Annotated in this window: 8 protein-coding genes; all 8 read left to right on the top strand. The window is 68.6% G+C overall.

Translation table 11 applies throughout. From position 1 onward, the window contains the following. Window positions 1-92: 92 nt before the first annotated feature. The gene (locus tag AB0M22_RS43265; RefSeq protein ID WP_364739265.1) at window positions 93-416 is read left to right on the top strand and encodes a hypothetical protein; all 324 of its coding nucleotides are present in this window, start codon (window positions 93-95) and stop codon (window positions 414-416) included. A gap of 6 nt (window positions 417-422) precedes the next feature. Next, window positions 423-9,866: a hypothetical protein gene (locus AB0M22_RS43260; RefSeq protein ID WP_364739264.1), complete on the top strand. Its 9,444-nt coding sequence runs from the start codon at window positions 423-425 to the stop codon at window positions 9,864-9,866. A gap of 109 nt (window positions 9,867-9,975) precedes the next feature. Continuing rightward, window positions 9,976-10,941: an alpha/beta hydrolase gene (locus AB0M22_RS43255; protein WP_364739262.1), complete on the top strand. Its 966-nt coding sequence runs from the start codon at window positions 9,976-9,978 to the stop codon at window positions 10,939-10,941. A gap of 78 nt (window positions 10,942-11,019) precedes the next feature. After that, entirely contained in the window at window positions 11,020-11,511 is a 492-nt protein-coding gene (locus AB0M22_RS43250; RefSeq protein WP_364739261.1) for a DUF6301 family protein, read from the top strand. Next, window positions 11,508-11,957: a hypothetical protein gene (locus AB0M22_RS43245; protein WP_364739259.1), complete on the top strand. Its 450-nt coding sequence runs from the start codon at window positions 11,508-11,510 to the stop codon at window positions 11,955-11,957. Before AB0M22_RS43250 ends, AB0M22_RS43245 begins: the two co-directional genes overlap by 4 nt. A 93-nt stretch (window positions 11,958-12,050) precedes the next feature. Continuing rightward, window positions 12,051-13,703: a hypothetical protein gene (locus tag AB0M22_RS43240; protein WP_364739258.1), complete on the top strand. Its 1,653-nt coding sequence runs from the start codon at window positions 12,051-12,053 to the stop codon at window positions 13,701-13,703. 199 nt (window positions 13,704-13,902) lie between these two features. After that, the gene (locus AB0M22_RS43235) at window positions 13,903-14,235 is read left to right on the top strand and encodes a hypothetical protein (protein WP_364739256.1); all 333 of its coding nucleotides are present in this window, start codon (window positions 13,903-13,905) and stop codon (window positions 14,233-14,235) included. A gap of 16 nt (window positions 14,236-14,251) precedes the next feature. Further along, window positions 14,252-14,770 carry a YbaB/EbfC family nucleoid-associated protein gene (locus AB0M22_RS43230; RefSeq protein ID WP_364739255.1) on the top strand — a complete coding sequence of 173 codons (519 nt, stop codon included), beginning with the start codon at window positions 14,252-14,254 and terminating at the stop codon, window positions 14,768-14,770.

The following is a 14,770-nucleotide window of genomic DNA, read 5'->3' as shown; positions in this document are numbered from 1 at the left end:
CGAGCAACAGGCGAGTTGCTATGGACTGTCATCGTCGAATGCGTACAGCTGATGTGGGTGCGGGGCGACCGCACATACGCGGAGGGAACGCGGTGGCGGACAAAGTCCAGTACGACTCGGATCTGTTCTTCAAGGCAGCGAAGAAGACCGGGGACGCGCGCGACCGAATCAACACGGTGCTGCACACCTTGCAGGCGTCGATCAACGCGCGCGGAAACCCTTGGGGCAACGACACTCTCGGCCGCAACTTCGCCAACGGGCCGGACGGGGCCGGCGGCTACACCTCCTCGCGGGACAACATGATCACCGGCGCGGCGAACATCGCGGGCTCGCTCGACAACTTCTCGACCGGCCAGACCAAGAGCGCCAAGCTGCTGGAGAAGATGGAGCACGGGAACCGCGACGGTTTCTCCTGATCCACCATGATCGAACTGCCGGGCTTCCTGGAGTGGCTCGAGCCGATTGTCGGCATGGAGTGGCCCGAGGGCAACGAAGACCAGATGTGGGCGCTGGCCCAGGACTGGCACACCGCCGCCGCTGATCTGCGCACCATCCTCACCGACATCGACGCGGCGAAAAACGCCTCGCTGACCGCCTATCCGGTCGGCGAGGGCGTCGAGGAGATGATCAAGGGCTTCGACAGCATGCGCTCCGGCGACGGTTCGGAGAAGGACCAGTCGCTGAACAAGCTGGCCGAACTCTTCGACCAGATCGGCGAATCCGCCAACGGCGTCGGCACCGAGATCGAGTACGCCAAGCTGATGTACTGGTCCTCGCTGGGCCTGCTGGCCGGCGAGCTCGCCGCGGCCTGGCTGTTTCCGCCGACCGCGCCCGCGGTCGAGGCGGCCGCGATCGGGATCACCCGGATCGCGGTGCGGATCATCGGTGAGCGGGTGGTCTCCGCGATCATCCGGCACGCGGGCAAGCTCGTGGCATCGAAGCTCGCGAAGTTCCTGCTGCGGCACGTGGCGATCGATACGATGCTCGGCACGTTGCAGGAGCTCGGCGTCCAGCAGTGGCAGGTGGACCACGGCCACCGCAAGTCGATCAACTGGGATCAGGTCGCGGTCACCGCGGTGAGTTCGGCCGCGGGCGGCGCCGCCGCGGGACCGTTCGGCGACTGGCTCGGCCACCGGCTGAGCTCGGAGATGAAGCCGTGGATGCGGGCCGCGATCACCGGTCCCGCCGCCGGATTGGTCGGTGCGGGTGCGGGATTCGTCGCCGCGACCGGCACCCAGTTCGGCATCGACGCCGCCCGCAACGGCGTGGGCGATGCCTGGAACAACCTGAAGAACACCCAGGTCGACTGGCGGATGTTCACCGCGGGCGCGTCGAATGGCGCGATGTCCGGACTGAACAAGGTCGGTGCGCAGCATGCTTGGGGAAACATGCGCCCGGACCTGTTCGGCAGGCCCAGTTTCGGCGACCGCTTCGAAGCTGCCGTCAATCCCTCCGGCAGCGGGGCGCATTCGACCGACGGTGCCGGGCCGCGGCCCGACGGTGCGGGAGACGGTAGCGGGCGAGGCACGACCGGTGATCGCGGAGCGACCAGGCCGGCCGGGGCCGGGGATGCCACGGGCGACGGGCGGGCCGGCGGCGATACCGGGACTCGGCAGCCGGGCGGGGTCAACGGCCAGAGTGCGGGCGACGGCGCGGGCATCGGCAATCATCGCGGATCGAGTGACGGCCGGAACTCGAACGATGCCGACGGGTCCGGCGATGATCGTGGATCGAGCGACGGCCGGAACTCGCATGCCGCCAACGGATCCGGCGAGAATCGCGGGTTGGGCGATGGTCGGAATGCAGGTGATGCTGATGGGTCCGGCGAGAGCCGTGGTTCGGGCGATGGTCGGAATGCGGGTGATGCCGATGGGTCCGGCGAGAGCCGTGGTTCGGGCGATGGTCGGAATGCGGGCGATGCCGATGGGTCCGGCGAGAATCGTGGTTCGGGCGATGGTCGGAATGCGGGCGATGCCAATGGGTCCGGCGAGAGCCGGGGGCCAGGGGACGGTCGGAATGCGTTCGATGCCAACGGATCCGGCGAGAGCAGAGGAACAGGCGACAGCACCGGTGAGGCCGGGAGTCGAGCGGGCGATGCGACGGCCAGGGATGCGGACCGGGCGGCCGGAGACTCTGCGGCGCATTCCGACGGCGACGGTCAGAGCCGGACCGGCGACGGCAGCGCCCGACCGGTCGACGGCGCCGGTACGAGCACGGATCACACTGCGGCGCAGTCTGATTCCAAGGACCCCACAACTCAGCGTGCGGGCATCGCACCGGAAGCAGACGCTGTACGGGGCGCGGGTTCCGACGGCCGGATCGACGCGACGTCCATTGGCGGCGATCCGATTACGGTGCATAACATCGATGGCGGACCGGTTACCAACGCGCCGACCCATGCGACGCCCACCAGCCAGCCGGGCACTACACCTGCGCATCCGGCATCGTCCAATCCGCAGACTGCCGGTGAAAGCCGCAACACCTCAGCATCTTCCAGCACGTCCCGCCCGGCCGCCGCGGATGTGCGTGCGCACACCGGATCGGACGCCACCCGCGTCGAGCAGTCGCGGGCCGGAAGTCCGGACAGCCGTCCGCCGGGCGATACCCGCCCGTCCGCCGATCGTCCCCGGGCGGGCGACGCCCGCGGTGACGGAACCGCCCCGCGCACCCGCGACTCGGGTCGCACCGGCGTAGCGGACGCGCCGGTCCGCGGCGATCATCAGTCGGCGCTGCAATCGGGTTCCAGCGGCGAGCAGCCGCCGCGCGCCCGCTCGGGTGCGGACGAGGTGCGGCAGTCGCCGGACGCCGACGCGCCGTCGCCGACCGACAGTTCGCACACTCGACGCGAGGGTGACGGCCCGGCACCGCTCGATGTAGCCGGCGTGCTGCCCCTCGCCGCCGCGGCGGGCACGGACGCCGCATCGCGCGCGGATCATCGGACCACACAACCGGATACCGCCGCGGCCGCCGACCCCGCCGCCGCGCGACCGGACCCGTCGGACATCGACCAGCAGCGCGACTGCGCGGTCCGCAGCCTCGAACTCATCCGCCAGCTCACCGGCAGCGACGTGATCGACGTGCCGACCAGGGAAATCGGTCTGGACGGCGTATCCCAGGGCGAAATCGAGCAGGCCGCCCACGCACCGCTGCGAGACGTCGAGAACCACAACGAGATTCACGACGCGCTGATGTACGAGACCCGGCCGGACGGCAGTTTCGTGCTGGACTCCGACGGCAACCGGATCGAGCGCCCCGACGGGGTGGCCGCGCTGGTGATCGACGTCTACGGCAAGACCGACGAGCACAACGTCGGCGCGCACGCCTACGTCCTGGTCAAGGAGAACGGCGAGATCGTCGTGCGCGATCCGGTCCTGGGTCTGCCGCACGAGTTCCCGCCGGTCCCGCCCGGCGGCGACTATCCGGTACAGCTCACCCGCACGATCCTGTTCGACGAGAACGGAATTCCGCAACAGCACGCGGACTCCGGGCTGCCGCCACGGGATCCGGCATTGCACGAGGTCGGGGTCGGGCACCGACCGCCGGACGGTGAACCGGCCGAACCGGCGTCGGGTTCGGACGGCGGCGGCAAGAAGCCGCCCGAACTGCCGCCGCCCGTTTCGCCGGACGACCCTGGCGGTGAGTCGAACACCAACCGCGACAACGACTCCAGCGGACTTCCGGTCTTGGAGCCGGATTCGGTGGTGCTCGCCGACGACACCCACCCGCGCACCCTCGACATCGATGGCGAGCAGGTGCCCCTGGCGCTGCATCCGGATGGCGCGGATCGGTGGCGCGCGGTACCCGCGAGTGACGGGGAACCGCCTGCGCGGCAGGAAGGTTCGGGCGAGGTCGAGAAGAAGTCGCCGGTTCGGCGTGCGTGGGAACGCATTCGGGACCGGATCTACGTTCGCGGCTACGAGGGGGACAACCCCAAGTACCCGTCCGGCTCCGGCGAGGACGGCCGCGGTCAGACCGCGCTGCGGGACGGGGTGGCCAACGCGCCACACCTCTTCGACCAGCCGCCCACCCCGGCTCCCGCTCCGCACGTGCCGCATTTGCCGGACGTCCCGCACGTGGGACCGGCGCCGGACGCCTCGGACAAGGCGCCCAACGTCGCTCGCATCCTGAAAGAGGGCGCGACGATCTGGAAGAACCGCGAACACCTCCCGATCCTGGGCCAGCTGTCCGGGCGGACCCCCGATGTCGCGGGCGATTTCGTCGCGCCGCGCACCGCCGACGGCGAGGAGTACCGCTTCTGGGTCAGCGACGCCGACCCGGATCTGGTGCGGGAGACCATCACCGATCTCTTCGAGGTCGGCCAGATCTCGGCGGAAGAAGCGAGGGCCGTCCTGGAAGACGCGCTCTCGGTGTCGGATCCGGAGCAGCGGCAGCGGATCGTCGATGACATGGAGCGGTTGGACCTGGTCTCCGAAGACGAGGCGCGGGCGCTCGAGCAGGAACCACCGGCGCAGCCGGAGCCCACGCCGGACCCGGATGGCCCACCGCCCGAACACGAGTCGCTCTCGGAGCTGGCCGACCGGCTCGGCTTCGACCTGCCCGACGAGGATCCGGCGACCGTGCGCCGGGTCATCGACGAGCAGGAGTACCGCGCGCTGCGCGAGGCCGCGGCGATCGAAGGCCTCGCCGACGCGCACCGGCGATACAATGAGGAGCAGACCAGGCCGTACACCAGAGAGGATGTGGCAGGCCCGGATTCGCGTCCCGCTCTCGACCAGGGCGAGCAGCGCCATCGGCCCGGCGAACTCGACGGGCCCGACCAGCGTCGCCGCGACGAGGAGGACGAGGACCTCTACTTCGACGAGGACGAGTTCGACGACGACCCCGGCCATCGTCCGGTCCGTTCGAGCGAGCCGGATCCGGCCGGACGGCCGGTCCCGTACTCCGACCAGGTCAGCTTCTTCGACGACAACCCGATGGGGCGCTTCCTCAAGGAGCTCAACGCGGCCTTCGACGGTTCGACCGGGGTGCAGAACTACACGCCGGTCGGCAACGGCGCGGACCCGCTGAAGGAATGGGGTGATATCGGCCCGAACGACCCCGAGCTCGGCCGGGACCAGGGACCGCGCGCCTACTTCGAGCACGCGCTGCGCCGGGACCAGCTGCGCGACGAATTGTCCACCTGGGCACAGATGTTCGGCCTCGACATCGACTCGGTCAGCACGCAACGGATCGACGAGTTGCGGGCCGCGAATCAGGCGCGCGCGGACCGGGTCGCCGAATTCGCCGAGGCCGCCGAATTCCGCGTACATCCCGAATCCGATGATCAGCCGCCGATCGGCGAACCGTTCGGCGACCAGGTCATCCGGATTCCGGTCGGCGAGGATGTGCCGGACCGGCTCGTCGTCATCGACGGACCACAGGACCGGGCCGCCGCGCTGGCTCGCGCGCTGGCCGACCATCCGGACCTCGCCCAGGCGGTGAATCGTGGTGACGTTCAAGTCGATTACCACAAGGCGCGCACCGATCGGAACGGTCACATCCATCTCGAACCGGTCGATACACCCGACGTCTATCACCACCGCGAGACGATCGACGGCCGCGATCTGGCGGTAACCCTGTTGCGTGACCAGGACGGCCAGTGGCGGCCGGTCGTGCTCGACCCCACCGACGTCCCGCATACCGAGCCGTCGCCGGCGGACGCGCCGGAACCGCCGCCCCGGCCGCGCGCCGAAGTGCTCGCCGACCTGGTGGATCTCGCGCGGACCCTCGGGCTGCAACCGGAGGCGCTGCACCCGGACCGGGTGGCTCAGACGATCGCGGATATGAAGCTGGACAACGCCGTTCGAGCCGGGCAGATCGAGGCGCTCGCCGACTTCGCCCGGTCGATGAACGACACCTCGTCCTTCAACGACATCGGTGACGCGCGCAGCCAGCTCGCCACCCGCCTCGGCATCCCGGAGGCGGAGCTGACCCCGCAGCGGCTCGCCGAAGCGCTGACCGACAGTTCGTTCCGAAACGCGTTGCGCGCACAGCAGGTCGGCGATCTCGTCGCCTACGCGAAGCAGCTGCGCGACCTCGACCCGGCCGGGTTCGCCGCCGCGCGCGATCAGCTGGCGAAGCGGCTGGGCGTCGAGCCGTCGGAACTCTTCCCGCCGAAATACACCAAGAACGACGCGGGCAGGCTGGTGCACGGGCTGGACTCGAAGAGCCTGGATCCGAAGAAGCTGCGTAAACTGTTCGCGCAACTGGAGCGCGACGGCAAGCACGATCTGCTGAAGAACGCGCTCACCGAGTACGCGAAGTCGCTGATCAAGCTCGATCCCTATGCCGATGTGCCGCGCGGCGATCTGTCCGCCGATCCGCGGGTCACCGGCGAGCCGCCGATCCACGATCCCGAGGCGATCCACGCACTGCGCGACATCATCCGCGACGCAATGGATTCCGGGGATTCGCTCGACTTCGGGCAGACGCTCGCCGACCATCCGCGCCGCCCCGACGGCGACGGCGCCTGGGATCGCGACAGCGATGCCGAGAGCGATCGGCCCGACCCCAACCGGGACTGGTCGCGGCTGGTCGGCGTCGATCTCGCCGACGCCGACGACGCGACGTTCCGCAAGGTGTACGAGGCTTACCGCGACGGCAAGATCGAAAAGCACGAGGGGCTGACCCCCACGGAACTGGCCGCGGAAATCGCCAAGATGCGGGACGAGGTCCGGCAGCGAGCGGCGCAGATCCGTGAACTCGCCGACCTGGCAGACCAGTTCTACCGGGCGCCGGAGCAGCTGCCGGCGGGCGAGCACACCGGACAGCCCGGTGACGGGCACACCCGGCCCGAACTGGGCGGGCCCGACGAGGATGGCCCAACGCCCGCCTCGACCCCGGCCGAGCCGCCACCCCGTCGGCCAGGATCGGACGGGTCCGCGCAGCGACCGGCGATCGAGGGCAGCGATCAGCCGCCGGGTGCGCGGGACCGTACAACCACGGATGACCCGGTGCGGCAGCCGAATTCGGAACAGCGCCCGGACGACCCGAGCAACCGGACGAAGACACCCGAGGAGCCGCCGAGCACCGAGCCGAAAGCACCCGACGATCGGCCGAGTACGGATCCGCGTTCCCGAATCGACGAGGCGGTGGCACGCGAGCTGGCCGCTCTGGACGAATCGCAGCAGCGTTATACCGATGAGGCCGACGCCATATTGCAGCGGACGCTCGACCGTCTGGAGCAGATCGGTCGCGACCTGGACAAGCCGCTCGATCTGCATGACGTTGTGCCGGAGTCGGATTCGGTTGACCCGCGTTCGCGGATCGATGAAGCGGTGGCGCGTGAGCTGGCGGCGTTGGATGAGTCGTATCGTCGGCATTCGGAGGAGGCTGATGCCGAGTTGCGGCGAGTGCTCGACCATCTGGAGCAGATCGGTCGCGACCTCGCCGCACAACTCGAGCCGCAAGGCGTTGTGCCGGAGTCGGATTCGGTGGACCCACGTTCGCGGATCGATGAAGCGGTGGTACGCGAGCTTGCCGCCCTGGATGAGTCGTATCGTCGGCATTCGGCAGAGGCCGATGCCGAGTTACAGCGAGTCCTCGATCAGCTTGAGCAGATCGGTCGCGACCTGGCTGCGCAGCTCGAGTCGCAAAGTCCCGCACCGGAGCCGGATTCGACGAACCCGGCCACCCGGATCGATGCGGCGCTGGCCCGCGAATTGGCGAAGGTGGACGAGGCCTACCGCCGGCACGCAGACCAGGCCGACGCCGAACTGCGCCGCGTACTCGACCACCTCGAGCAGATCCGCACCGATCTCGCGGCCCAGAGCGAACACCAGCAACTCATGGCGAACCTCGAGGCCGCACATCGCGAAATGATCGCCAAGTTCGACGAACTCGACCGCCGCGACTCCGACGGCCCGGACGAGGAACCACCGACAACCGCCGTCTTGCCGCAGGACCCGCACTCGGACCCGCACGGCTCAGCGGCCCGCGAACCAACTACCACCCCGGACCCTGCCGCAGGCCACGACCGATCAGACGCCCCCGACCGCGCCCCAGCACAAGATCGATCGCCCGACTCCGAACCGCCAACCAGCCGGGAACCCGATGCCGGATTCGAACAGTCGCCTCCACGTGACCCGGCATCAGCGGAGGAAAGCGCGCGAACGCCGGAAAACGTTGGTGCGCATACGAAGCAAGGCGATGAGGGCACCCCTTCGGAACCCATGACAGGCGCCAACGAGTCGCCTACGCGCAGGCTCGAGTCCACCAATGAGTCCGCTCCGAAGCAGGAAGCTGACGACGCGGGTGCACATACAAGCAGGCGCGACGACGATGACCTGTCTGAATCCGACGCAAGCACAGAGCAACGAGTCCCGCGCGAGCCGGACTCAGCAGAGGAGTCGGCCCCGAAGCTCGACGCTGGTGATGCTGGTACGCATACGAATCGGCGAATTGGCAGTGACCCATCGGAGTCCGAGCAGTCACCTTCGCGCAAGCCGGACTCGACGAAGGTGTCCGCGCCGAGGCCGGAGGCCGGTGATGCTGGTGCGCATACGAATCGGCGGAATGGTGGTGATCCATCAGTGTCCGAGCAGTCACCTCCGCGTGTGCCGGAGTCTGGGGAGGAGTCCGGGCCGAAGGTCGAGGCCGGTGACAGCGGAGCGCGTACGAATCGTGGTGATGGCGGTGATCCGCCAGATTCCGATACCGGCCAAAGGGATTCGCGTCCACCGCAGTTGCCTGGTCGCGCGCTGAGGTCGCATATCCCGCATCCGCCGCGGGACTACGAGTTCGAGTTCCCCGAGCCGGTGGATTCCGCGCCGATCCCGTGGCCGGTGCCGGACCCACAACCCCCGGTGGAGCCGCCGCATCCGCCGACACCGCCGAAGCCCCCGCGCCCTCCGGTGCCGCCTCATGTACCGGCGCCACCGCATATACCGACCCCGCCCATGCCTCCTGTACCGCCGACGCCCCCTGTCCCTCCGACGCCACCCGTGCCGCCGAACCTGCCGGTCCCGCCGCATATCCCGGTGCCGCCGATTCCACCATTGCCGCCGCACATCCCGCTGCCGCCATACCCGCCAGTGCCACCGCACATCCCAGTGCCGCCGAATCCGCCCATCCCACCGCAGATCCCCGTGCCCCCGAATCTGCCTGTCCCACCGCAACTGCCGGATTCACCGACGGAGCCTCCGCATATTCCGGTGCCGCCGAATCTGCCGGAGCCGCCGCATATCCCGGTGTCACCGAGCTTGCCGGAGCCACCCAACCGGCCGATGCCACCGAACTTGCCGGTCCCGCCGCAGATTCCGACACTCCCGCATCCGTCCCCCGGCGGCCCGGTTCCCCCTGGCACCCCCGCGCTGCCGCCGAATCTGCCACCGGGCGGCCCGATCCCAACCGACCCGCCGGGATCCTCTCTACCCCCATGGACCCCCATGCCCCCACCACCCATGGGCGGCCCGGGTCCAGGCGGCAACGGTCGGCACAACGGCGGCAACGGCCGTCGCTCGTACGCCGGCGAAAACGGCAACGGCGCAACGATTGTCGTTCGCCCATACGTCGGCTACGGCGTATGGGCCGAGTTCGATCCGATCACCGGCGCACTGCAAGCGACGCCCGGTGGAACGAACCAACTCGGCGGCGTCTACGCCGAGCTGGGCGAAGTCCCGGTGGTGCTCTACCGCCAGCACGGCAGGTTGGGATTGCGGGTCGGCAACCAGGACATCGATCTCGACGGCCCGGTCGCTATCGATTGGTATCCGTACGATCGTCGCAACACCAGGTTCGTGGTCAGCGTCGCCGGCGTCCCGGCCTTCGACGTGATCTACCGTTCCGTCCCCGCAGACGGGGACCTAGGCCTGCTGATCCGCGACGTCCTCGCCGATCCCGCCCGCCGCGCCGCGATCTTCGCCTGACCTCGCCAGACTGTGACATCGAACAGCAGGTAGCGGCCACTTTTGTGCACTGTGCCCGGTCGATCTGACCGTTGTTGCCACAGCCGGTGACGTTGGGTTCAATCGGTAGATGATCAATGGTGATCCGCTATCTCTGGCCAGCCGTGGCGTGATTCTCGCGTTGCACACCACGCTGCGACCGCTCGGCGCGCGCCTGCCCGCCAACCGTTTCGGCGTGGCCGGCGCACGACTCGGGCTGGCCGTCGCCTGCCGGATCTGGTTCGACCGCACTTTGCCGACCACGCCGGTCGACACCGAAGGACCGCGCGGCCGGACCCTGGGGGAGTGGGTCGGCCCGGCTCCGAGCCCTGGGCAATCACTCATCTACTACCTGCACGGCAGCGGCTACGTCGGTTGCAGCCCGGCCACCCACCGCGGCCTGGTCTCCGAGCTGTCCCGCCGCCTCGACCGCCCCGCCTTCACTCTGCGCTACCGGCGCGCCCCCGAACACCGATTCCCTGCCGCCCACGACGACGTCCTGAACGGCTACCTCTGGTTGCTCGAACAAGGCTACGCCGCGAAAGACATTGTGCTCATGGGTGATTCGGCCGGCGGCCACATGGCCCTCGGCCTGTGTGTACAACTGCGCGAACTCGGCCTGCCCCAACCGAAGGCCCTCGTCGGCTTCTCGGCCCTGGTCGACTCGACCTGGACCCTCGCCGACGCCCGCCGCCCCGAGGTGAACGAGGCCTTCATGTCCTTCGGCCTCGCCACCCGAATGACCGGCCTCTACACCGGCACAACCCATTTCGACGACCCCCGGCTGAACGTCGCCGCCCACGTCGGCCCCGATCTTCCCCCGATGCTGCTGCAAGCGGGCGGCAGCGAAATGCTCAGCGCCGACGCCGAACACTACGGCGCGGTCCAACGCGCTGCGGGCGGACAGTGCGAGGTTCAGCTGTGGCCAGGCATGTTCCACGTATTCCAGGTGGGACATCGTTTCCTCCCGGAAGCCCGCGCCGCCCTGAACAGCGTCGAGCAGTTCATCGCCGAGGTCGAGCGCGCGGAGCTCCGCCGCGGCCCGCTGTCCGCGTAGTCGCGCTACCGCACTGGTTGTGGCACAGTCGATCGCCAAGAAAAGATGCGGTCCGACAGCAAGTACTAGGGTGATTCCATGACCGAATGGCGTGCATTGTCCGACGACCAGATCGTCGACCTGGCGCGTCGGCTGCGCTCGGTGAACTGGCCCTACCCGGCAGCGGACATCCCGGAGCTGGCGGCGTCGTTCGGCTGGCAGGTCAAGACGACGCGACCGGAGTGGGTCCGCCTCGATGCCGGATTCGGCCGGTCCAGCGGCATGATCCACATCGACGCCGATCAGGCCGTCGACCTCACGTTGCAAGTCACCGATTTCGTCGACAGCGATCCGGCGGGCATGGCGCAGACGACCGACGCGTTCGCCCGGATGACCAGCGCGCTGACCGAAGGCCTCGGCGAACCGACGGCCCGCATCCCCGGTGAGTCCGCGGAGGTTCGTTGGGCGGGCGCGGAAGCGACCATCGTGCTCAGGCACCTGGACATCACGGTGCAGTTGGCCCTGATCGCCAATTCGCGGCTCGCGGCTCGCGATCGGACCATCGATTTGCAGGAAAAGGGGCTGATTTGACCGGGTGGGATCAGTTCGCCGAGGGATTGGCCCGGCATCTCGCGGAGCTTCCCGCGGGTGCCGTGGTGAAAATCGTCGAGTCCGATGAGTCGGCCGAGGTCGCGCGGTACGCGCAGTTCCTCCAATCCGAGGACACCCTGTTCGCCGAGATCGTCGGCGACGAATGGCTCGACTCGGATCGGGGTGCCGGCGAAGCGGGGGCCCGGTTGCTGATCGACGCGGGCTGGCAGCAACCCGACGAAACCCACAGCGGCAACTGGTGGCGCGATACGCCCTGGCCGATCGACTCGGCGACCTACCGGCGGATCGCATCGATGGTGGTGACCGGGCTGCGCGACGCGTTCCGGATCGCCGACCCCGCGGCGTTCCACTACGAAGCGTGGAACGGCAACGCGGGCAACCGCAAGCTCGATCTGCCCCTGCTCGGCCTGCCTGCGCAGAGCTGACGAGGCGCGATCCGCTGTGCCAGGATGGACGCGGGGCGGCTTCCTCTTCGGGCCAGTCGCCGATCGGTGCGCAGATGAGGAGATTTCCGCGACGTGACCAGTCCAGACGACCAGGCTCCGGACCCCGGGCCGCGCGACGAGCCTGCGCCGGATCACGATCATTCCGGCGCGCCGGCCGGGGCCGAGACGACCGCCGCCCAAACGGCTTTCATGAAGCAGTTCCTGGCCACCCCCGAGCAGCAGAACGGCTTCGCCGAACCCGGTGAGCCGGTCGTCCCCGAGTCCGGCGACCAGGAACCCGACGTCGGTTTCACCCTCGCCGGCGGACTGGCCGCGCCGCCGGTGGCGGACCCGGCCGAGGTGGCCACCGCGATCAGCCATCAGATCGCCAGGGAATTGGGCGGGGCCGGTCCGGACGGCTGGCAGCGACTGGAAGCGGTCTTCGCGGTGACCGTCGCCGCCGAGGTGGCCCTCGCGGTGTTCACCGACGACGAGGAACGCATGGCGCGGGCCTACCCGCCGGAAGAGGTGCTGGCCCTGGTCCGCCAGCACCGGCACGTGTCGGCTCAGCTCAGCGACGGACCGTGGTGGCGGTACAGCATGACGCTGACCAGCAGCGGTCAGGTCGAGGTCGATTACGACTACGGCGACCAGCCGTTCCCCGACGAACAACTCTTCGCACCGGAGATCTATCGCGCCGACCTGGAGGTCTATCCGCGCGACGTGCTGCCGGTGTGGCTGGCGGCTTACATCGGGCATGCCGATCGGCAGTCGCGGACGCCGCAGGACGCCGCGGCCCAGGCCAGGGCGGATCGCGACGCGGGCAGGCGCGGAGTCCTGGCGCCCACGGACTTTCCGGCGTTCCCGCTGCTGGCGGCCCGCTGGGCGGTGATCGCCGCGGCATTCGTCGCGGCCGGATCGCCGCTGGGTCCGCGCGTGTTGCCCGCGTTGAGCTGGTTCGAAGGGTCCAAGCGCAGCGGCTCCACGCTGTACTCGGTGCCGGGCGGCCGGGCCGTGCTGTCCGGCGGGGTATGGAACGCACCGGAATTGAACGCTGTCTACAACGAGGGCGTGCCGATGCCCGACCTGTACGCGGGCGCGCCGGAGTGGGTAGCCAATCCGGTGCTGAACTCGCGCGCGGCCGGCGGCCTGCTCTCGTTCTGCTACTGGTGGGAAGGCGGCAACTGGTATCGCGGCGATTCACCGATCGCCGACGAACTCAGCGACGCGGTGCCCGGCATGTGGTCGCCGGATTCCGTGGTCGACATCGTGTCCGGCCTGATCGCGGAATCGCCGAGCCCGCGGCTACGGCAAGCGGTGGCCAATCTGGTGTCCGCCGCGGAGATCGGCGTGGTCACCCGCTCCACCCTGGTCGATGTGTTCGGCGAAGACGGCGGCTTCGAGATCGACAGCGCCCTGTACCAGCTCACCATGGCCGGCGTGACGATGACGGTGCCGGAGCCGATGCCGCAGGAAGACGCCATCGCCAGGGTCCGGCAGTTCATCCTGAACAGCGGCATGGACACCTCCCGGTATCCGATGGACGGCCTGCGCGCGGACCGGATCAGCATCGGCTGGATGGTGTACGTGCCGACCGCGCCGGGCGAGATCGCGATCGGCCGGGCGCTGTTCTACATCGCCGACGACGGCGTGCTGGAACAGTCGTCGTCCTCGGTGGCGCCCTCGCTCTACATCGCCGAGTTCGAGCAGCGATTCCAGCGGCGGCACGGGCAGGTGGACGCCTGATCTTGGCTGCTGGGAGCCGACAAATCGGCTCCGGTGCCCCTAGTAATGGGGTGTTCGGTTGGAGTGGTCCACCACTACTCTTGGTGTTACGGTTTATTGACTGGCGGCGGAGGTCGGGTGAACTGATCATGAACTCCGCCAATGATTTCAGGATCGGGCCGGGGGTTGGCTGCCCTCGCACTGCGGGAAAGGGTGCATTGTGGCGGACGAGAAATTCGAGTTCGACCCGGACGATTTCCGTGCTGCCGCGGGTAAGACTGCCCATGTCGGCGACCGGATCACCGATGTGGTGACCAACCTGAACTCAGTGATCTCCGGTCGCGGCGCCCCGTGGGGTGACGACAAGATGGGTAGCCAGTTCGCAAACGGTCCCGGCGGCGATGATGGATATCTGTCGTCGAAGAAGAATCTCACCGAAGGCGTCACCGGTATGGCGGGCTCCTTCAAGCAGGTGGCCAAGGACCAGCGGAAGGTTGCCGACCAGTTGCAGCAGGACTTGGATAAGCGCAATGGCGATAGCTTCAACAGGTGAGTAAGGGTCGGTAGCCGTGGCACACGATTTTTCTCGGGGAGACGTCGCCGGCCTGATGGAAGAGGTGCAATCGCAGCTTCATTCGATCGCGCGATTGCAGCAACAGCGCGTTGCACTGATGGGTAAGGCCACCGTGCGTGGTGGCCGGGTGACCGTCGTGGTCAATGCCGACGGCAACGTTATCGAGACCAAGTTCGGTCGAGGCGTCGAGGATTTGGAATACGCGGAATTGGCACGTGCCGTCACGCAGGCGGCGCAGGAAGCCACCGCGGACGTGCGCCGCCAGTCGCAGGAATTGCTCGCGCCGTTCCAGCAGGAGCGGGCGCGCTTGCCGAAACTGTCGGATCTGGTCGAAGGAATGCCGGATCTGAGCAGCCAGATGCCCGCGCAGATACATGCGTCACTGAGTAAACCCGATTCGATGGAGCGGGCCACCACTGCCGAAACCGACAGCGCCGCCATGGCATTCGACAATGTCGAGCAGATCGACACTGTGAAGTCCCGGGAGCGTGGGGTCACCGATTCCGGTTGGTGA

The organism is Nocardia sp. NPDC051756 (assembly GCF_040681495.1).
GTDB lineage: Bacteria > Actinomycetota > Actinomycetes > Mycobacteriales > Mycobacteriaceae > Nocardia.
This window is presented reverse-complemented; position numbering and strand designations above follow the sequence as displayed.

Coding starts and splice junctions, on each gene's coding strand:
- AB0M22_RS43255 (WP_364739262.1), top strand. CDS start 9,976: ATGATCAATGGTGATCCGCTATCTCTGGCCAGCCGTGGCGTGATTCTC.
- AB0M22_RS43250 (WP_364739261.1), top strand. CDS start 11,020: ATGACCGAATGGCGTGCATTGTCCGACGACCAGATCGTCGACCTGGCG.
- AB0M22_RS43260 (WP_364739264.1), top strand. CDS start 423: ATGATCGAACTGCCGGGCTTCCTGGAGTGGCTCGAGCCGATTGTCGGC.